Source organism: Acinetobacter rudis (assembly GCF_031157835.1).
Classification (GTDB): Bacteria; Pseudomonadota; Gammaproteobacteria; order Pseudomonadales; family Moraxellaceae; genus Acinetobacter; species Acinetobacter rudis_A.
Genome location: NZ_JAVIDR010000003.1, coordinates 96,844 through 116,463 on the forward strand (window position 1 = coordinate 96,844; position 19,620 = coordinate 116,463).

At 33.4% G+C, this 19,620-nt stretch carries 18 protein-coding genes; 11 read left to right on the plus strand and 7 right to left on the minus strand.

The features are described 5' to 3' along the window. Positions 1-53: 53 nt before the first annotated feature. Both RFH42_RS04435 and RFH42_RS04440 read left to right on the plus strand, forming a co-directional pair. Positions 54-614 (plus strand): carbonate dehydratase, encoded by a 561-nt coding sequence (locus RFH42_RS04435; RefSeq protein ID WP_308974376.1) that lies wholly within the window; start codon positions 54-56, stop codon positions 612-614. Further along, entirely contained in the window at positions 604-1,959 is a 1,356-nt protein-coding gene (locus tag RFH42_RS04440) for a dihydroorotase (RefSeq protein WP_308974377.1), read from the plus strand. Before RFH42_RS04435 ends, RFH42_RS04440 begins: the two co-directional genes overlap by 11 nt. Positions 1,960-2,015: 56 nt before the next feature. On the opposite strand, the gene RFH42_RS04445 is transcribed toward RFH42_RS04440, so the two are convergent. After that, positions 2,016-2,477, minus strand: coding sequence for an Lrp/AsnC family transcriptional regulator (locus RFH42_RS04445; protein WP_308974378.1), 462 nt, complete (start codon positions 2,475-2,477; stop codon positions 2,016-2,018). Between the two features lie 108 nt (positions 2,478-2,585). On the opposite strand from RFH42_RS04445, the gene rarD reads away from it, so the two are divergent. The 3 genes from rarD to RFH42_RS04460 all read left to right on the plus strand — a co-directional run bounded on the left by rarD (position 2,586) and on the right by RFH42_RS04460 (position 4,478). Next, positions 2,586-3,482 carry an EamA family transporter RarD gene (gene rarD, locus RFH42_RS04450; protein ID WP_308974379.1) on the plus strand — a complete coding sequence of 299 codons (897 nt, stop codon included), beginning with the start codon at positions 2,586-2,588 and terminating at the stop codon, positions 3,480-3,482. A 148-nt stretch (positions 3,483-3,630) separates the two neighbouring features. Continuing rightward, entirely contained in the window at positions 3,631-4,047 is a 417-nt protein-coding gene (locus tag RFH42_RS04455; RefSeq protein ID WP_308974381.1) for a lysozyme inhibitor LprI family protein, read from the plus strand. Between the two features lie 23 nt (positions 4,048-4,070). Then, positions 4,071-4,478, plus strand: a complete 408-nt coding sequence (locus RFH42_RS04460; RefSeq protein ID WP_308974382.1) for a hypothetical protein — start codon at positions 4,071-4,073, stop codon at positions 4,476-4,478. Positions 4,479-4,634: 156 nt separating this feature from the next. Here the strand turns inward: RFH42_RS04460 and RFH42_RS04465 are convergent, their stop codons facing one another. Continuing rightward, positions 4,635-7,226, minus strand: coding sequence for an aminotransferase class III-fold pyridoxal phosphate-dependent enzyme (locus tag RFH42_RS04465; RefSeq protein WP_308974383.1), 2,592 nt, complete (start codon positions 7,224-7,226; stop codon positions 4,635-4,637). Positions 7,227-7,923: 697 nt separating this feature from the next. Between RFH42_RS04465 and RFH42_RS04470 the strand changes: the two genes are divergently transcribed. The 6 genes from RFH42_RS04470 to RFH42_RS04495 all read left to right on the plus strand — a co-directional run bounded on the left by RFH42_RS04470 (position 7,924) and on the right by RFH42_RS04495 (position 12,680). Further along, complete coding sequence (locus RFH42_RS04470; protein ID WP_308974384.1) at positions 7,924-8,457, plus strand: hypothetical protein; 534 nt, start codon at positions 7,924-7,926, stop codon at positions 8,455-8,457. A 67-nt stretch (positions 8,458-8,524) separates the two neighbouring features. Then, positions 8,525-8,950, plus strand: a complete 426-nt coding sequence (locus RFH42_RS04475) for a hypothetical protein (RefSeq protein WP_308974385.1) — start codon at positions 8,525-8,527, stop codon at positions 8,948-8,950. 92 nt (positions 8,951-9,042) lie between these two features. After that, positions 9,043-9,783, plus strand: a complete 741-nt coding sequence (locus tag RFH42_RS04480) for a YggS family pyridoxal phosphate-dependent enzyme (protein ID WP_308974386.1) — start codon at positions 9,043-9,045, stop codon at positions 9,781-9,783. Between the two features lies 1 nt (position 9,784). Beyond that, the gene (locus RFH42_RS04485) at positions 9,785-10,042 is read left to right on the plus strand and encodes a hypothetical protein (protein WP_308974387.1); all 258 of its coding nucleotides are present in this window, start codon (positions 9,785-9,787) and stop codon (positions 10,040-10,042) included. Between the two features lie 114 nt (positions 10,043-10,156). After that, positions 10,157-11,230, plus strand: coding sequence for an RNA-guided endonuclease InsQ/TnpB family protein (locus tag RFH42_RS04490; protein WP_308974388.1), 1,074 nt, complete (start codon positions 10,157-10,159; stop codon positions 11,228-11,230). Between the two features lie 139 nt (positions 11,231-11,369). After that, a complete protein-coding gene (locus RFH42_RS04495) occupies positions 11,370-12,680 on the plus strand; it encodes an aminotransferase class I/II-fold pyridoxal phosphate-dependent enzyme (protein WP_308974389.1) in 1,311 nt (436 codons plus the stop codon). 78 nt (positions 12,681-12,758) lie between these two features. On the opposite strand, the gene RFH42_RS04500 is transcribed toward RFH42_RS04495, so the two are convergent. The 5 genes from RFH42_RS04500 to RFH42_RS04520 all read right to left on the minus strand — a co-directional run bounded on the left by RFH42_RS04500 (position 12,759) and on the right by RFH42_RS04520 (position 19,407). Then, the gene (locus RFH42_RS04500) at positions 12,759-13,811 is read right to left on the minus strand and encodes a fimbrial protein (RefSeq protein WP_308974390.1); all 1,053 of its coding nucleotides are present in this window, start codon (positions 13,809-13,811) and stop codon (positions 12,759-12,761) included. An 11-nt stretch (positions 13,812-13,822) separates the two neighbouring features. Beyond that, positions 13,823-16,426 (minus strand): fimbria/pilus outer membrane usher protein, encoded by a 2,604-nt coding sequence (locus RFH42_RS04505; RefSeq protein WP_308974391.1) that lies wholly within the window; start codon positions 16,424-16,426, stop codon positions 13,823-13,825. A gap of 12 nt (positions 16,427-16,438) precedes the next feature. Beyond that, the gene (locus RFH42_RS04510; RefSeq protein ID WP_308974392.1) at positions 16,439-17,116 is read right to left on the minus strand and encodes a fimbrial biogenesis chaperone; all 678 of its coding nucleotides are present in this window, start codon (positions 17,114-17,116) and stop codon (positions 16,439-16,441) included. Between the two features lie 105 nt (positions 17,117-17,221). After that, positions 17,222-17,776 carry a fimbrial protein gene (locus tag RFH42_RS04515; protein ID WP_308974393.1) on the minus strand — a complete coding sequence of 185 codons (555 nt, stop codon included), beginning with the start codon at positions 17,774-17,776 and terminating at the stop codon, positions 17,222-17,224. A gap of 1,004 nt (positions 17,777-18,780) precedes the next feature. Then, the gene (locus tag RFH42_RS04520; RefSeq protein ID WP_308974394.1) at positions 18,781-19,407 is read right to left on the minus strand and encodes an NUDIX hydrolase; all 627 of its coding nucleotides are present in this window, start codon (positions 19,405-19,407) and stop codon (positions 18,781-18,783) included. Positions 19,408-19,620 lie beyond the last annotated feature (213 nt).

Genomic DNA, 19,620 nt, shown 5'->3' on the forward strand with positions numbered 1-19,620 from the left:
GAAAATTTACCATTGCATTTGTTCTAAAATTATTTTTGAGAGATAAAAATATTATGATTCGTAAAAACCCTTCAGGTGATTTACCAATTATTGATCAGTCTGCATATGTTGATTATACCGCGATTGTTTGTGGCAAGGTCATCATAGAGGCCAATGTTTTTGTGGGGCCATATGCTGTCATTCGTGCAGATGAAGTGGATGAAAATGGAGAAATGAATGCTATTTTAATTAAAGCAAATTCAAATATCCAAGATGGCGTAGTTATACATTCTAAAGCTGGAGCCGCAGTAACAATTGGACATCATTCCTCTATTGCACACCGTTCCATTATTCATGGGCCATGTGAAATTGGAAATCATGTTTTTATTGGCTTTAATAGTGTTCTCTTTAATTGTAAAGTCGGTGACTATAGTGCAGTGCGTCATAATTCAGTTGTTGATGGCTGTCATTTACCTACTCATTTTTATGTTCCAGCTATGCATTATATTCATGCTGAAACCAATTTAAGCCAATTCCCTCCTGTAGATATCTCCATCAACGAGTTTTCAGAAAGTGTTGTAAATACAAATATTGAATTAGTACTCGGCTATAAGGCATTGCAAAATGAATTTTAAACATTTGCCCAACTTAATTATTCGTAATGCTAATGTTGTTAATGAAGATACCTGCAAAATTCAAGATATTTTAATTCAACAAGGACGTGTTAGCAAAATTGAGCCACAAATTACAGGCTTTTATCAAGCCAAAGAAATTGATGCCAATGGTGCTTGGTTAATGCCTGGAATGATTGATGATCAAGTTCATTTTCGTGATCCTGGTTCTGCTCATAAAGGTGGTTTTTTATCTGAGTCAAGTGCAGCTGCAGTGGGTGGAATTACTAGCATAATGGATATGCCAAATACCCATCCACCAACGTTAGATTTAGTTACTTTACAAGATAAAAAAGACCGTGCTGCAAAGCTATGTATGACAAATTACGCTTTTCATTTTGGAGTAAGTGCAGATAATTTAGATATTGTTGAAAACATTGATCCTAAAAGCATCAGTGGTATCAAAGTATTTATGGGTGCATCTACAGGGAATATGCTTGTTGATGATCTACAGATTTTAGAACGCTTATTCGCAAATGCTCCGACTATTTTACTCACACATTGTGAGTCAACTCCTCGTATTCGACATATGGAACAGTACTATCGTCAACAGTATGGCGAGCATATCCCTGCAATTTTACATCCTAAAATTAGAGATAAACATGCTTGTTTCGAAAGTACACGTTTAGCTGTATCGTTGGCAGAAAAATATGCTACCCAATTACATGTTTTACATATTAGCACTGCTAAGGAATTGTGCTTATTCAAAAATATTCCTTTAGATAAAAAATATATTACAGCAGAGGTATGTGTACATCATCTAAGTTTCGATGATCGTAGTTATGGTCGCTTAGGTCATCAAATTAAAACCAATCCAGCCATTAAAACTGTACATGACAAAAATGCATTAATAGATGCTGTTGCTCATTCGCATCGTCTTGATATTATTGGTACAGATCATGCACCACATACTTGGCTAGAAAAACAGCAATCATATTTTGATGCTCCTTCTGGTTTACCCTTAGTACAACATGCATTACCTGCGTTAATGGAGCTTGTCGCAGAACAAAGACTTTCAATTGAAACACTTGTAAAAAAAACCTCACATCAGGTTGCAGACTTATTTCGTATCAAAGATCGAGGGTATATTCGTGAAGGTTATTGGGCAGATTTAGTGCTAATAAAAGATAACCATGATCAACAGGCAGTTTCACAACAACGTAACTTTATGCACTGTGGCTGGACACCATTTCAACATAAAACTTTTCGTTATTTAGTCGATACAACCATTATTTCAGGGCAACTCGCATGGCATCAACAGCAACTGTTTTTAAATTGTCGTGGTATGGCCTTAGATATTAACCGCTAATAAGCACCACTTCCCCTACATTGTTTATACAGTATAGATCTGCTTGAAGATATTTTTTAAATAAGATTTGGGACATCTAGCGTGGTTTTAATTTGATCTAAAACCACGGCGGTTTTAAACCACTGTACGTTTTCATTCTGATGAAAAAGCTCATCACATAATGTTTGAAAGCGCCCCATACTAGGCACCAACAGCACTAACATAAAATCGGCCTCACCTGTAATGTAGTAGCATTGTTGTACTTCTGGTCGGGAGAAACTTTCTTTAAGTAAGTCTAAATCGACCACATGTGTTTTGTGTACTCTTACTTCAACCAAAATAGTAATTACCTGACCAAGTTTTTCCGCATTAAGTACAGCAACTGTCTTCGCAATATAACCACTCTCTTTTAATTTTTGAATACGGCGCTGTACAGAAGCAGTTGATAAATGAACTGCTTCAGCAAGCTCTCGTAAAGGTGTTAAACAATCCTTTTGCAATAGATCAAGAAGTAACAGATCAAATTTATCTAATGTCATGTTTAATCTTATAGTGAGAAAATTTCTTAATAATAGTAAGAAATACAAGGCTATTTATCAATTGTTATGCAATAAAATATTGCTGGTTTTTTTGATACATAAAGAATTATGCGCACCTCACCAAATACTCAATTGGGTATTTTATTCAATATCATTGCTTCGCTTTTATTTGCCCTAATGTTTGCATACAGTTCTTTTTTGGACTCATTACAAGGCAATGAAATATATGGCTGGCGTATTCTGCTTACTTTTCCATGTTTGACGTTATTTATAGTATTACAAGGTAAGTGGTCTCAAGTGAGCTGCATTTATAAACGTCTTTATTTGGAAAAATATTTCATTTTTACAAGATTATTATCGGCTTTTCTGATTGGCTTTCAACTTTGGTTATTTATGTGGGCGCCAAGTCACCACTATGGTCTAGATATATCACTTGGCTATTTTATCATGCCAATTACCATGGTTATTGTTGGTCGATATGCTTTTAAAGAGCAATTGACTAAAATGCAGAAACTCTCTTGCTGTTTTGCTATATTTGCCATATTGAACTTACTCTTGTTTTCTCAAACACTTAGTTGGCCAACCTTAGCTGTATGTCTAGGTTATCCAGTTTATTTTTGGCTAAGACAAAAAAGCAATACAAATAATATTGCTGGACTATGGTTTGATTTATTATTTAGCCTACCTATAAGTTTATTCTTTATTATTAATGATGGCGGTGTATTTGAACAATCTATGCAGCACCCACACATCATTGGGCTTATTTTAGGTTTAGGTCTAATTAGTGCATTAGCTTTAGGATTCCAATCTCTGTCAGCACCTCACCTTAATTTAAGCCTTTTTGGTTTGCTCGTTTATGTTGAACCTATATTTTTATTGATAGTATCAATAATATTAGGTGAAAATATTCAACCAAGAGAATGGCCAACCTATATTGCAATTTGGTTTGCTGTGTTTGTATTAATGATAGAAGGTTTACTCAGTTTAAGGAAAACTAAGCATTGAGATTTACTTCTTTACACTCAATACGGTCACTCTCTTATAGTTGTACCTCTATATTAGCTTCAATATCAAATATCTAGAGTTTTGAATTAAAATCTAGCACATTGAATATGTTACCAGTACACCCATAGTCCGATTAGGGAGTTTCTATATGAAAAAAATGTTATTGAATAGCGTATGCATAAGCAGTCTCTGTGCTATATCCTCTACACTTTTTGCTGCTCCTATAGCAACTCAACATGTATTAAGTGAACGTTTTAACCTGTGCTCAACCAAAGCACAAGGTATTATTGAACAGGCTGCTTGTTTGAGTGATGAAGCCGAACTGCAAAATACACGGTTAGACCATGCTTATACTTTATTACAGTCAAAGTTAGATCAAAAACAAAAAGCAGATCTTGCTATAGCACAACGTCTATGGCATAGCACTCGTAATAGTGATTCAATTTTTGAAGCAACCCTTTTCGATCAATCGCAACCAGAAAATTTGCAAATGCAGCTAAATGAACTACAACGTATTAAGTTTAGAGCAGATCAATTGGAAAATTACATTAACATTATTAACTAAAGACAGACCTAACTGAGTTCAAAATGAAAAAAAATGTTTTTCTTCAAATTGCTATGATCATTTTTACATCACTGCTTTCAATGTCTAGCTTTGCTGAATCGAAACAAAGCACGATGCAATTTCCTGATTCATCTTACACATATGCAAAATTACAACCAAGTTATGCTCAATGTATTCAGAAAAGTGATAGCGTAACATTCAAGTTAAATGATTGTATTACTGAGGAATTTGATTATCATCAAAAACGTGTTCATCGATATTTTGAAAATATTATTAATCTACCGGATAGTGTAAGTAAGGATAAATTGATGAATGAAATTGCAGATTGGTGGGTGAATACTAAAAAATATTGCACTTCAGAAATACTCGATGAACAATCTTGTAATTTAAATCGTATTGCGAATTTGGCTGATAAAATTCAAAACAACTAATTTTGCTTTTAGTTGTTCAAATAATGTATGTCCGATCATCAAATCAGGCATACATTATTTTAAATGAATAATTAATTCGGTTTACTTCTTAATTTATTTAGATCTATCACATTAGATATCAGCATTTACCTCATACTAAGATGTATGGATTTGCATTTATACATTGATATAAATATCTTCTATGTGGTTATTATGGCTTTCTTTGGTACGATAATTTATCGGAGTGAACCCCTGTTTTTTAGCAATATTGAGAATTTCACATGCGGTTTTAAAATCTATAGTTTTACCTATGCTTAATGGTTTCTCTTGGCTATTCATAGACAATGCTATTGTTTCTGATAAGCATGCTAAATTCAAACCTGCAGGCATTCTCACCATATTGCAATCACTATAAAGTACAGGATTAGGTTGTTGAACTAAGCCACCTTCATAAATTTTTATATGTTTATTATTAATAAAATCAAAAGGACGTGCCACATCAAATACCACAGCATTTTCTTTAATATACTGAGTATTTAAAAATGCCTTTCCTTCACTGGTAGCAGAAATCACCATATCTGCTTTAGCAAGCGCAAGTTGATAGTCAGATACAATACATAGTCCAAGTTGAGAAAAATCTTCTGTCATTTGGTGTAAATCACAATGCTCTATTTGAGTTGTTTCTATATAACGTCTTAATTTATCAAAAAATGAACCATGGACAATTTCATATTGAGTATCACGACAACTTTCCACTAAATATGGCAGTAATTCTTGCTCTATTTTCAACTCACTACCAGGTCGACCAACTAGAATTAAATGACCATATCGATGTGCAACTCCTGCAACAATAAGTTTAGCTACAGATCCACGAGCTCCAACGACAACAGCATGGTGTGTAGATACATCAGTATCTTCAATCAATGAAAATATACTCTCAACAGTTGCTAATGCAGTAAGTGAATTCCCATTAGTAATGATGAGTTTTTTAGCTTCAGCATATTCTAAAATGGACTCCCCACCATGACTAATCACAGAGGTATAAGCACCTAAGCCAATAAATTCAGCACCATTATCTTTGGCAATATCTAGATATTCTAGCATTAGGTTTAATTTCTCTTGTGTACTCAGTTTAAGCATATCTTGAGGGCTAAGAGGAGATAAAATAAACATTCCATCAACATAACATTGATGATTATAAACAGTAAATAATGCTGCTACATCTGGACTTGGGTCAACATGAGCAATTTCCAAAAACTTATGAGTAAGTTTCAATAATTGATCTGAGCTAAAATTTTGTTTTATTGCATAAGGAAAAGTATGAATCGAATCTTCAAGGGAAGTACTATGGATGAGAAAAGCAAATTTTTTCCCAGCTTTTAAGTGACCATTTTTTTGGTTATATTGAATATCGGCAATTGGTGTATTTCCTACAAATGAGACAGGATATGACTCAGATAATGCAGGTAATAATGCTTGATCCAGTTGAATCAACTGACAAAAAAATAGGTCATAACGCCCTTTTTCAATAATTTCACACACGACTTCCAAAGCATCAATAAAACGGTCTATATCTATCTTTTCTATAATTAGAGGAGGTTCAAAACGAATAGCACATGGTTTAGACAAGAGCGGCATGACAAAAATTTTATGTTGTCTTAGTAAATATCCGCAAATCGTATACGCCAAGCTCCCATTATTATGACAAAAATTAATCATCATATTGTATTGGGCATTAGAATCAAAGAGTTCAAAACTACGCATTAATCCTAACCCATTAAATCGAATAATATGAGAATATCTAAATAAAAGACGATCTAGTTGTTGATCCAGATAATGACTAAGTTCTTGAACTTTTTTATAAAGTGCTATATCTGGGTCATTTAAATAATGTAATACAGATAAAGCGATTGTTGCAGCGAAGGCATTATTCGCAAACGTTGAACTATGTTTTTTATCAAATTCTAAAGTATGAAATTTTTCGCTATAAATGGCTGTACCCACAGGTACTAAACCACCACCTAATGCTTTTGAAAATAAAATACAGTCTGGATAAATTTCAAATTGCTTTGCTATGCAGATATCACCAGCACGCCCTAAACCTGTCTGAATTTCATCGAAGATCGACATAGTTCCAAATTCTTTACATAGTGATACCGATGCACTTAAAAATGCTTTGCTGGCAGGAATCATCCCTCCCTCACCTAATATAGGTTCAACTATAAATGCTGCATACTGTTGTGTAGATAATTTTTCCTGTAATGCAGAGATATCATTCAATTCAACATAATCATAATGTTCTTCATCATGAATAAAAGGTTTTTTAAAACGATTAGAGCCACTTGCAGATAATGCAGCAAAGGTTTTACCATGAAAGCCTTTAACTACGCTCAAAATCTTACTTCGCCCCGTTTTGATACGAGCAAGTTTTAATGCTGCTTCTACTGTTTCTGCCCCACTATTACTCATAATACAACGACTATAGTAATCGTTATTGACCATCTTTATCAGCTGGCTTGCAAATACTTCAACAACTGTTGGAATATTAGGTTGGATGAGGCTTGCTTGATTATTTTTTATAAAATTTATAGCTGCATTTTTTAAAAAATCTGAATTATGTCCAAAAGATACTGCACCATATTGAGATAAATAATCGTAAACAAATGCACCATTTTCTAAAAATAAAATATTACCCTGAGCAGAAATAGGGTGAATTTCAATATTAAAGCTTTTTAAGAGTTTTTGACGATATTCATTAATTCTATACATTATAATTATTCCTTTATTCTCTTTGGTAATCTTATTTTATCTATGATTCTTATACATTTTTTCTATATAATTATTGCCTATGTTTTCCCCATGATTTAAAATCAGTAAGTATTTAACTATATGTAATTCATTATAATTTTTTATTAAATTTAACGTAGTAACTTGATTGTAGTATCCACAATTCGATTGTCTTTAAGTTTAATGTTATTAGTCGTATTTTTTATGATAATTCAATATATCATTTTGTCTTTAACTGATCATTTTTCATTATGTATGACTAAAAGATTTCAAGATTAGGAACAGCTAGAATCAGGTATAAACGCATTAAGCTAATTTTTTGCAATTAAGCTTGTATTTAAAATCACTAGGAATAGAACGTCAAAATCCATTTACATAGATCTATGATTCAATGTATTTAATTTTACACTAAAGTGCAATTTATTGATATTTAAAACTAGATTGCAAAATCATCAACATAAATTCTAAATTATTATCCATTGCATTTAAAACTTCGTATTCAGAATAAGTGATGGATGTAAGTCATATAACATATGATGTTGTCAGAATGTACTTCACATTCTTAGGTCTATTTATTGCTATGTCTGATTTTTTAAGGTTTCACTTTTTATAAATAATTTAATTTGCTTCTCTCTTTATAATTTGGCATAAGTAAATCAAATTTAAGTTGGTCGAAAAAATGAAAATTGTTTACTTAATTGGCATATCAAACTTAATCCTGTCATCCGCTGTTCAAGCACAAAGTATCCAAGAATGGGAAAATTGTACTAGTAAAATTGGTCGTAGTTTAAACACACTGGAGATTGGTAATATTGGTTATGAACAGGAACTTAAAAAACATTGTGGTGTACGGCCTGCAACTCATATAACTCAATATAAACTCGCCAATAGTATTGCTTATGATTTAATTCAAGCCAATCAGTGGAAAGTGAAATTTCAACAGCTACTTAAAAAAGATTATATTGCTGTTCAATCTGCACTTAGTGTTTCTGGAACAATGCAAAATGATGGAAATTGGTGGGTTGGAAGTGGCTACAACCCTCAGGGTGCTGGCGTAGATCAAGCAGCAATTGCTATAAACACAAAAACACATCAGGTGCTCGCCGTGTATGTTAAGGCAGGTGTATTACAGACCTATGGTTTTGACGAAAATACACAGGATGTTCCAGAAAAGTTGTGGCAATGGATGTCTGGAAAGACTGCAGCGGGTTAAAAATATTAATATCAGCATCGAATAAACTCTTATTTGGTGCTATTTATATTGAAGACAGGGAGCAACAATGCAAAAGAGTAATATCTTTATATCAACTATAATCCTATTCGGATTAACTGCATGCCAATCTCCATCTGTTAATACAGTTATACAAGATATATCTTCGCCAAATGGGAATTATCATGTAGAGGTTCGTCAATGTCGTGCTAATGATGTAATGTTTGGAAAAGCCACACAAGTTCAAGTATCTGTTTTGAAAAAAGGCTTAACCGAGAAATGTCGCACTACCATAAATTCAGTAGCACAATTTGATGTGTATACTATAAATTTAAATCATAAAGCTGAAGAGTTACAGCTAGTTTGGCGTTCTAATACAGAATTACAAGCATGGCATCCTAGTTTTACTTTATCTGAGCATAAGAAATACATTGGTCCCTCTTCAACGTATAGTATTAATAGACCTGTAAAGTTAAGTTTTAAGCCCATTAAATAATAATTTCTATCTAAATTTTCTAAAGATCTTGTACTTTTTTATAAATACAATTATTGTCATATGACAAAATTTTATTGTCATAGGTTTTAAGTATGCAATATCACACCCCCAATAATTTGTCTGAGTTGGAAATCAATCTCAAGAAAATTCAGCATACAATAAGTTTAGTTTGTAAGCGTGTAAATAGAGATCCCGCACAGGTTCGTTTACTACCCGTTACTAAAACTTTATCCATAGAGCAAATTCAGCAGGCAAATCAGTTAGGCTTTCGTTGCTTTGGTGAAAATAAGGTATTGGAGGCAAAATCTAAATATGAGGCCCTCCAACATTTAAATATAGACTGGATTCTAATTGGCCATCTACAAAGCAATAAGGTTAAATATGTAGCGAAATTTATAGCTGAATTTCACGCACTTGATAGTTATAAACTTGCTGAAAAACTTAATCATCGTTTGTTATTAGAACAGCGCCAACTCCCTGTATTTGTTCAAGTCAACACGTCCAATGAGGAAAGTAAATTTGGTGTACAGCCAGAGCAGGCTTTAGCACTGATTGAGCAATGTCAGGCATTAACACAACTTAAAGTGGTTGGATTGATGACACTTGCTTTACATAGCCAAGAACCAAATGAAGTCAGACGCTGTTTCCAAGTATTAAGAGAACTTCGAGATAATATTCAAAAACAATATCCAGAAATACAACGTCTCTCTATGGGGATGTCTGGAGATTTTGAAATTGCGATTGAGGAAGGTGCTACGGATATTAGAGTAGGACAGGCAATCTTTGGGGCAAGAAATTTACCAGATAGTTATTATTGGTCGGAGAGTAAGTAAAATGAGTCAGTGTTTTCAGTTGCGTATTTTTAAAAATGGTAAATTATTAGGAAACTTTGAGAGCCAAACAACACAGGCTCTATTTTCTATAAATGAGGTTTTTAGCTATCTACAGCCACATAATGAATTAAGTTTTGAACTTTATCGAGTAGTAGAGGATTCAAGATTACTTTTACAAAAAGATGGCGTGCTACAGCTACTCAGCACTACTGAGCAATATTTACCTTACTCACTTGAAAATTTATCCGATGGAGCGTAAAACCTCATCGTTCAGGGTGAGGATATAAGTGACTGGCGTAAGCCATATGACATATTTCGTCGCTTAATCTTATGCTATAAGGCTTTTGGTATATTAAATTGCTATAATTTGGCTATGAAAACCCTTAAATTACGCATAAAAGACAAACATTGTAAGATGCTAGATCAGCTCGCATCAGAGGTTAATTTTGTCTGGAACTATGTTAATGATTTGTGTTTCAAACATCTTAAACGTACAGGGCATTTTTTTAGTGCCTACGATATCAATGAATATACTTCGGGTACATCAAAACTGTGTAATTTGCATAGCCAAACTGTTCAGGCAATTACAGAGGAATTGGTCACACGTAGAAAGCAATTCAAAAAAGCAAAACTTAAATGGCGTGTGAGTAATAAGAAGTCGGCTAGACGTTCACTTGGATGGATACCTTTTAAAAAGGCTGCGATTAAATGCACGGATGGATCTGTTCAATATGGCAAGCGTCAATTCAAAGCATGGGATAGCTACGGCTTAAGCAAATACAGTGTTAAGACTGGTTCATTCGTTGAAGATAGTCGTGGTCGTTGGTATGTTTGCCTTGTTGTTGACTTACCGAAGCAGGAACAATCCACTGCAAAGCAATCTATAGGTATTGATTTGGGCTTAAAAGATGTGGCGACTTGTTCTGATGGCACAGTCATATCTAATCCTAAATTCTATCGAAAATATGAACAGCAACTCGGGATTGCCCAACGAGCAAGGAATAAAAAGCGTGTACGTGCCTTACACGCCAAGATTGTAAACTGTCGTAAAGACCATTTGCATAAAGCAAGTACGATGCTTGTTAAGAATAATGCACTGATAGTCGTTGGTAATTTAAGTGCTGCCAAACTGGTAAAAACTAAAATGGCTAAGTCTGTTTTAGATGCTGGTTTTTCGGCACTAAAAACAATGCTCAAGTATAAATGCGAGAACGCAGGGGTATCGTTTGAAGAAGTCAATGAAGCCTATACCACCCAAACATGTTCGTGCTGTGGCTCACGCTCCAGCAGTCCGAAAGGTAGAGCAGGACTTGGAATAAGAGAATGGCAGTGTCATGAGTGTGGTAGCTCATGGGATCGGGATATAAATTCCGCACTGAATATTCTTCTTACGAAACAGTGTTTCTCAGGACATAAGCGTCTAGCGGTAGGAATCACCCCCATTTAAGGGGGGTGAGGATGTCAACAGTAGAACATGATGATTGATTGCTGAATGAGAAAGGCTGCATAATATTGTCTATGAATTCTATTGATAAAACTAATTTTCAATATTTATTATTGGAACAAATTATAGATGACTTTTATTTATGATAATCCGTGGTAATACTGTTCAAGAGATACAAGATAGTATTCGCAGCCTACTCAAAGAAGGAAAGTTACATGAAGGTGATTTTTTACCTAGTGTAAGAGAATTAGCTGAGCAATTAGGTGTAAATCGAAATACTGTTGCTAGTGCCTACAAGAATTTAATTTTGTTGGGGATTGTTGTTTCTAAAGGGCGTTTAGGGACACAAATTAAAATACAGCAAAAAATACGTTCACTTGAGGGCTATCAAGCAAAGTTAACACAAAATATTGTTGATTTAGCACATGGTAATCCATTACGCACATTTTTGGCATGTCTAGAAAACATACAGTTAAAACAATTTTATTGTGCAGTTTATGGTGATGATATTTATCATGAAGGTTTATTAAAAATCGCTCAAAAGTATATATTTTCCGATATTCATCAGACCAATAAAATCAATTTTAGTCATGGTGCAATTGATGCGATCGAAAGAATTTTACAGGCTTACTTGGTAAGTGGAGACAAAATAGCAGTTGAACAACCCGGATTTATCACCAGTATTAATACATTAGAGCAACAACAATATAAAATGTATCCTTACACAGTTAGTAGCACAGGATTTAATGTAACAGAACTACAAAGTGCATTAGAAAATAACATTCAGGCAGTTATTCTTACTCCTCGTGCACAAAATCCGACTGGTTATAGTTTAGATCAAGAACAAGCCAAAAAAATAAAAGCACTTTTAACACACTACCCTCATGTGTTAGTTATTATTGATGATCATTTTTCTATTCTATCAACTCATTGCTATCATCATATTATTCCTGAATCTACTCAACATTGGGCTGTTATTCGCTCTGTATCTAAATACTTGGCTCCTGATTTTCGTTTTGCATTTATCAGTTCTGATGAAGAAACATCAACAAAATTACGTTGTAAATTAAATGCTGGTTCAACTTGGGTGAGTCATATTTTACAAGAAATAATTTATCAGTTATTACAAGATGAAAATTTTGATACTCGAGTTAAAGAAGCACAAACTTATTATCACATACAAAATCAAAAACTTATAAACCACCTACAGCGATGTAATATTCCATGTGCTACACAATATGATGGTTTAAATATCTGGCTAGATTTACCTCACACAGATAAATGTACCAAGTTACTGGCACAGCAAGGTTGGTTAGTTCGTTCAGGACAAGACTTTCGCATAGATAAGGATATTTCTGGGCTACGAATTAGCACTGCAGAAATGACAGACCTACAAATGCAAAACTTTGCACAGGTGATGCAAAATATTTACCAAATATTACTGCACATTTAATGAAAAATTAATTCACTAGCCCAGAAGATGACCTCACTCAACTGGGCTAATAATTTATTTTGTAAAGTAAAAAATATCTTATTTAAACTCCACAACAAAGTTTGCTATTGCTTCGACTTTTCCTGCACTTACTTCATGACCATAACGATAATACTCTGCGTAGATTGGTACATAGCTTGTACCATCTCCTAGTTCTTTAAGAAAAACTCCACTACGATTAACTAAGCGTTTACCATCATCTGTTGAAACAACAAACCCTATGCCTTTTGCACCATCACGATCATTTTCTTTCTGATTTTTAACAACAGTATCATCACCTGATTCATCTGAAGTCACCTGATCATTATCCAAGTTTAGGGTAATCGAAGCTTTCATTTCTCCAGTACATTTGATTCTTAACTCATCTTTTCCTTTTTCATGAGTTGATCCAATTTCAGGTAAAGCTGAAACTGGTGCTCCAGGTAAATGAATGGAAAGATTATGTGCATTTTCTAATGTACAACTTGCTGTTACAGGCGCAATTTGACCTGATTTAAACATATAGGTTACACCTGCACCATAAGAAGCTCCCAGTGGATCTGGTAATAACCCTCCTAGGGTAATATTTGATAAATAAACTTCTTTCGATGGATTATCAATATTGGCATATAAGATTACGGTTGCACTACGTGGCCGCATTTTGCTGTCTTGGTTATCTCCGTCATTGACTTTTAGCTCTGTAGGATTAGTTTTCTCTCCATAGGGCCTACCAGTAAGGTCATCAATGAGAACATAAGCATAATGATACAGTCCTCCAGCAAAAGAATTAGGCAAAGTATAGGCTGGTTGGCCGTCAATATTGCCAATAGAAATTGCCCCAGATGTTGTTGGACTTCCTTGACCTGCATAAGCATAAATTGTTGCATCATCCGTACATGTTGCAATATAGGGTACTGGTGCATCTTGCTGAAAATTAAATCTAGCAATTTCCTGATATTTTTCAACAGAACCACTAACCTTGATTGTTCCAGCAAAAGCATTCATTAAGGTATGTCTAGTCGATGATGGTGTACAACCAGAAGCTAGCGCTTGCTGCATAGCACCACATAATAATACGGTCTGCATCAAAAAAAGATGTTTGACAAATCTCATAGCATATTTCCTTAATGTTGTACTGTATGTGGTGTAGTTTGCTGATCTACACAAGCTGTTTTAATTAAATAAAGCCCATTCACCGCTTCGGTTTTAGTCAAATCAAACTGAGCAGTACAGCTTTTTTCCTGACCATTTACAGTCCAGTTTACATTGACCTGTCCTTTTTCTTGCTCAGATAACATATAGACCTGATTAAAACTTGCAACCATAGCTGTTTTATTTTCATCAAAAATTGCTTTTGCACCCATTGGAATACTTTGCCCATCTCCATCTAAGGTCAGCAATAATTTATAACCTTGACGAGCTTTAAAGTCAGCCAGGATCAAAGCACCTTTGGTTGGAATAATTTGACTAATAATTGTTTCATCAATTTCTGCATTTTCAGGAATACTCTGTGTATCTAACGCAATTTGATTTTTTCGATACGGTGATAAACCTGGATATACAGCAAGCCCAGTCTTTGTTGTTGTAGCAGTCGAACTATTAATCGCCTTAATACCACCCACCTTTTTAGTAACAATCAGCGCATTCGTTGCCTGTAAAGGTTTTGACATCAAAGCTCCATATTGAGTTGCTAAGAATGTGCCTGCCACATTGGCATTTACACTATGTTGATCACTACCTCGGTAAGAATAACCAGCATTAAAATGTGCAAATGGAGAGTTATAACTACCACTAACGCCACCGTAGTTTTTGTCATCATAGCCTTGATAAACGTTCCAACTCGCTTGTAAACGATCACCAGCCAAGCCATTTAGTTGAACAATATGGTTGTTTTGTCCGCTAACACTGCGTCCAACATTGTAACTTGCATACACAGGTTTCTTAGCTGTAAACAATGGCATACTGATATTAAAACTAATGCTGTAATTACCCTGAGAAGCATTTTGGCTTACATCTGTATCATTATAATAAGTGTAATACAGACCATAATTGATTTTATTTCTAGAGAGCATATAACCTAAGTTATACGATTGTAGGTCTCGTCGATCACGATAGTTATAACTTGTCGCATTCAAGCTCACTGATCCCCACTGATTTGGCAGTGTTTGAACCATGGTGACATTATACTGATGTTTAATTTTGTCATTCATAGAAACAATTGGATCATGAATACTACTTTCAAATTTTGATCCAGAGTTATAACGCATCACATCATTAAAGTTATAAAACCCTGATGAAAAATATTTATATCCTGCAAAATTTAATGAGGTATTCGTTGGAGTAAATGATTTACTATAATTTAGTTTAAATGCATTACCTTCTTTGGTGAAAGCATCTTCTTTCTTAGTATTGTCTGGATAATCTACATTATTTTCAAAGTCACTAACGGCATGTATTACGTTTGCGGATATTGCACCAAACTTACCCAAGTTGATACCTTGACCAAACGAAAAAGCCTGATAATGTTGAGAAAGCTGAGCACCAGCAGCCATAGTAACATAATCTGTTAAACCATAAATTACTTCAGCTTGTGTTAGAAACTCATGCTTATTATCGTATTCTCCATCATATCGGCCTAGTGCGACATGGTAATTCAAATTACCTTTACGTTCTAAAAAAGCCAATGATGTAAAAGGAATAATTTGACGTTTTACCTGACCATCCACGCCAGTAATTTCAACCGTCATATTCCCCCCATTGGATAGAGGATTATAGTCAGTAATATAAAACGGTCCTGCAGGTACAGATTTTTTAAAGATTAGATTATTGTTCTGATAAACACTCACAATAGATTCACTATCAGCGATGCCTGTAATGCCAGGAGCATAAGAGTTAAATCGACGAGCACGCATTGTTCGATCAGTTTGTAAAATTGCACCACGTAATTTTACACCTTCAAAAATAGCTGAAGAACTATAGTTATTTCCTAAAACAATTTCAGAATCTATGGATGGAATATTTCGACTTAAGGTCGTACTTAAATTTTTCCACTTATCATTACCTTGGGTATCATGTGACCATGTTGAGTCTTGTTTAAAACGCCATGCACCCCAATTGATGCCACTTTGAAGACTTGCAAATGTACTGTTTTCTGTTTTCGAGTTATTACGATTAGAAAACTCAGAAATGTTATAATCTAGGCGAAATGCCGGTATACCATTATCCCAATACTTTCTCTCAAAATAATCTATACGTTCCTGTACGATTTGCGCTTGAGGGAATTGCAACACCAGTTGATTGTTGTGCAAATCTAATTCTGATTTAGCATAACTTAGGCTTGCCCAATCAACACACTGCTGCCCATTCTCAAGCTGAATGACTGATACTGGTTTTGGAATATTTACCCCATAGTGTTCAAACTCATTTGCTTGAAAACATGGAGCAAGTTGCTGATGATCCTCATCAATTTTACTGGCATACAAATAAATAGAGCGATGCTCCATTCGGTTATTATTAATCGTTATGTCGAGTTTATATTCACCAGGCAAACTATCTAAATCATTAAATAGGGATAAATCCTCATTATTATAAATCTTAGTACTGTCGTCACCAATATTAAGCATACCTGGATCGAAATATTCTTTTGCTAAGGCTAAATTAGGAGTCGCTAAAAATATAGACAATGAGCCTAGAATAAATTTAAAAGCATTTCTCTTTATACATTGCATTGCTTACCACTCCTAAGGTTGAAGCAAAATAGATTTTCCATAATCATCGATATATGTAATTTCTGTTTTACTTTGAACTTGAGCAGCAAACCCTAAATCAATTGTTTTTTTAGAATATGGAGCAACAAAACTTGGTGATTTAACTTCTTTTCCATTCACTTTAATTTCTGCAATATTGATATAAAAAGCTGTTGGATTATTTAAAGTGATTTGATTATTCTGAATCTCTGAAGTTAATTTTTTAACTTCCTGATCAAAAGGAATTTTTGAAAGTAATGTCGGACGATAAATTAACTTAATTTTATGCGTCATTGAATATTTCAAAACATTGTCATTTTCAGCATTTGAAATAGGTGCAACAAATTTCACATTCAACCAATATAATGATTCCTTATCAGCAGGGAGAACCACATTTTTAGTCAGTTGAATTGTATTTTTTTGCTGTGGGCGGAGTTTCAACAATGGTGGTGTAGCAATAAAATCGGGAGATATTTTCCCTTGTTCATTTTGTATCCATGATTGAGCTAAATAACTTATATTTTTATCAGTGTTAAATGCTACAACAGATTGATTACGGTCTTTTTCTGAAAAAATAACGCGTGTTGTTTCAAGACCAAAACCTGCATAAACCCCTTGAGTCATAGTGAAAAAAAAAGTTAAACCCAATAATCGTTTAGATAATCGCAACATGAAGTTTTTTCCTCGTATATCTCTAAATATATCTGAAACACCATCCAGCGAAGACCACTAGATGGTGTAAAACTAAAAAAGGAAGATTACTTTCCCTTCAAAAATTTAGTTATATTCGATTGAGAAATTCACAGTACTGTTTGCATCACCAGCTTTTAGCTCACGATCATCATCAGTATAACGATAGTATTTTGCTTTCATTTCATAAGTATAATTTTTGCTGTCAGTAACGCGTTTTTTAATCGCGATAGAGCCATCTAGATCAATACGGTCATCATCTTCATCAAGTAAAATAATACCAATACCGCCCGCAGTACTTGCGCTGCCAGGATTATCTAAACGAAGTACATCACGTGTACCAGAAACAAGAGTACCGTCGAATCTTACTTCTAAAGTTCCATTTGTTGGGCAATCAGCAAGCTTAATTTTGATATCACCATTCCCCCCAGTACCACCAGCTTCACTGCCCTCTTCAGGAAAAGCACTTGTTGGATGACGTCCCATATCTACAGAACCTTGGGTGCTGCCTCCATTGTTATTAATATCAATGGCACAAGTTGCATTATAAATTGAGCCATTGAAAGTCAAAATACCATCTTGCTTTTCGGCAAAGACATGAGTAGTTGATAATGCACATAGAGCAAGAATAATCTTTTTCATATTATTTCCTAATTTAAGTAAATATTTAATTTTGATTTACTGTGATCAACAAGTTTGAGGTCAACCAAATTGTGATCTTAATTAGGTTATTTAATATTTTTTTTTTATGTAAATAGTTTCTTTATGTAATACAAAATTTCTTCATTTTAGCATTCTTTTTTTATTTAATTTAATTAAACAGATTAAATTATTTTAATAAGCATATTGAACGTATTATTTATTTTTATTTAATAAATTGAAATTTAAAACCATATTTTATAAAAATAATTTAAAAATGGTAAATATAACCCAATGATATTAATTGATTTAATTGAGCATAACTGTTTGATAAAAACTTGGTATTAATTTTAAATCATTTCTATTTCAATTACTCACTTCATGACCATTTATTTTTTTGTGTTTTTATTGATCTATTTTTAAAAATAAAATTTCAATTTTTATGTTCATTTTATAAGAATCCATATACATAAATTAATATAAAAAAAGGTTTGTTTTTATAAAAAAGTGCTACTTAAGTCTCAGAAATAAAAATTGAATATTTAATAAATCCCCCGTTATTTTCAATAGACGATTTAATCACACTAACGAGTTTAAACTTAAAAGATATATTTATTATATATATTAAAATAAGATAATTAAGTAAATATTAACAATAAAAGATAAAAAATTTTTTGAAATTTTGATGGATTTATTTGTAAAAAGTATTAATATTCAGTTTTATAGCAGTTTTTATGAAGATTAAATGAATTCCGACTGTTTAACTCAGATTATTAAATGATAATTTTTATTGTGATTTAGTATAAAATACACTCAAAAACAAGGCGAGTTTATCATTCTAAATTCTCCCTTCACTTTTTTATAATCATTAATATTCAGTGCTAGGTGGCTTTTATAATCGTAATTTAACATTCAAAGATATAAAAGTATCCATGATGCTTTTTTATGTTTCTTATAAGAAAGTATATTAAATACACTAAAAACCACAATTAATATACTATTTTATTTTAGTCAAAGAATGTTTGATTACTATCAATTGTTTGAAAAAAAAGTTCTATTTGTTGCTTGTTGACTCTTGCAGTAGAAAGTTCTGGTAATTCATCACACGCAAAAAAGCCTAATTCTAAAGTTTCATGATTAGTCTTCAACTGACCTGAGTGAACTCTACAAGCAAAAAAAGCTTTATAAACATGTAAAAACATTTCCGGATGTAAATGTTTTCGTCGATCAAATAGTGCTAATAAACGATGAGCTTTCACATGCAATCCTGTTTCTTCTAAAACCTCTTTTTCGACATTTTCTGCTGCAGATAAACCTACATCTGCCCACCCTCCAGGTAAAGACCACAGACCATCTTGGCTTTCTTTAACTAATAAAATCTTTTGATCTTGAAAAATGACTGCACGTACATCAAGTTTAGGCGTTGCATACCCCACATCAATTAATACTTGCTCAATAAAATTTGAAGTATCAATGTGCTTAAGTTGTAATAATTGCTCTGTCAGTTGTAACAGCTCTTGATAACGCTCTTGATCATAAATATCCCGGCTATAATGCAAGCCAGATTGTGCTAATGCTGTTATTTGACTCAGAATATCCAACCATTGTTTCGATGTTTTTGTATTGATTTGCATATTACGATTTACTCCACGATTAATTTTTATAATTAAATAACATATCAATTGAAAACAGTGACACCAATTTTTTGATCAAAAAAAATGAATAGCATCATGAATAAAAAGAATTTATTTTCTCAAAACTATCAAATTTAGTTGTGATAGTTTGTATAGAAGATTGTAATTCAATCACTAGATTGTAGTGTTTCACTCAAATGGCCTTAACAACAT

Coding starts and splice junctions, on each gene's coding strand:
- RFH42_RS04435 (WP_308974376.1), top strand. CDS start 54: ATGATTCGTAAAAACCCTTCAGGTGATTTACCAATTATTGATCAGTCT.
- RFH42_RS04440 (WP_308974377.1), top strand. CDS start 604: ATGAATTTTAAACATTTGCCCAACTTAATTATTCGTAATGCTAATGTT.
- RFH42_RS04445 (WP_308974378.1), bottom strand. CDS start 2,477: ATGACATTAGATAAATTTGATCTGTTACTTCTTGATCTATTGCAAAAG.
- rarD (WP_308974379.1), top strand. CDS start 2,586: ATGCGCACCTCACCAAATACTCAATTGGGTATTTTATTCAATATCATT.
- RFH42_RS04455 (WP_308974381.1), top strand. CDS start 3,631: ATGAAAAAAATGTTATTGAATAGCGTATGCATAAGCAGTCTCTGTGCT.
- RFH42_RS04460 (WP_308974382.1), top strand. CDS start 4,071: ATGAAAAAAAATGTTTTTCTTCAAATTGCTATGATCATTTTTACATCA.
- RFH42_RS04465 (WP_308974383.1), bottom strand. CDS start 7,226: ATGTATAGAATTAATGAATATCGTCAAAAACTCTTAAAAAGCTTTAAT.
- RFH42_RS04470 (WP_308974384.1), top strand. CDS start 7,924: ATGAAAATTGTTTACTTAATTGGCATATCAAACTTAATCCTGTCATCC.
- RFH42_RS04475 (WP_308974385.1), top strand. CDS start 8,525: ATGCAAAAGAGTAATATCTTTATATCAACTATAATCCTATTCGGATTA.
- RFH42_RS04480 (WP_308974386.1), top strand. CDS start 9,043: ATGCAATATCACACCCCCAATAATTTGTCTGAGTTGGAAATCAATCTC.
- RFH42_RS04485 (WP_308974387.1), top strand. CDS start 9,785: ATGAGTCAGTGTTTTCAGTTGCGTATTTTTAAAAATGGTAAATTATTA.
- RFH42_RS04490 (WP_308974388.1), top strand. CDS start 10,157: ATGAAAACCCTTAAATTACGCATAAAAGACAAACATTGTAAGATGCTA.
- RFH42_RS04495 (WP_308974389.1), top strand. CDS start 11,370: ATGATAATCCGTGGTAATACTGTTCAAGAGATACAAGATAGTATTCGC.
- RFH42_RS04500 (WP_308974390.1), bottom strand. CDS start 13,811: ATGAGATTTGTCAAACATCTTTTTTTGATGCAGACCGTATTATTATGT.
- RFH42_RS04505 (WP_308974391.1), bottom strand. CDS start 16,426: ATGCAATGTATAAAGAGAAATGCTTTTAAATTTATTCTAGGCTCATTG.
- RFH42_RS04510 (WP_308974392.1), bottom strand. CDS start 17,116: ATGTTGCGATTATCTAAACGATTATTGGGTTTAACTTTTTTTTTCACT.
- RFH42_RS04515 (WP_308974393.1), bottom strand. CDS start 17,776: ATGAAAAAGATTATTCTTGCTCTATGTGCATTATCAACTACTCATGTC.
- RFH42_RS04520 (WP_308974394.1), bottom strand. CDS start 19,407: ATGCAAATCAATACAAAAACATCGAAACAATGGTTGGATATTCTGAGT.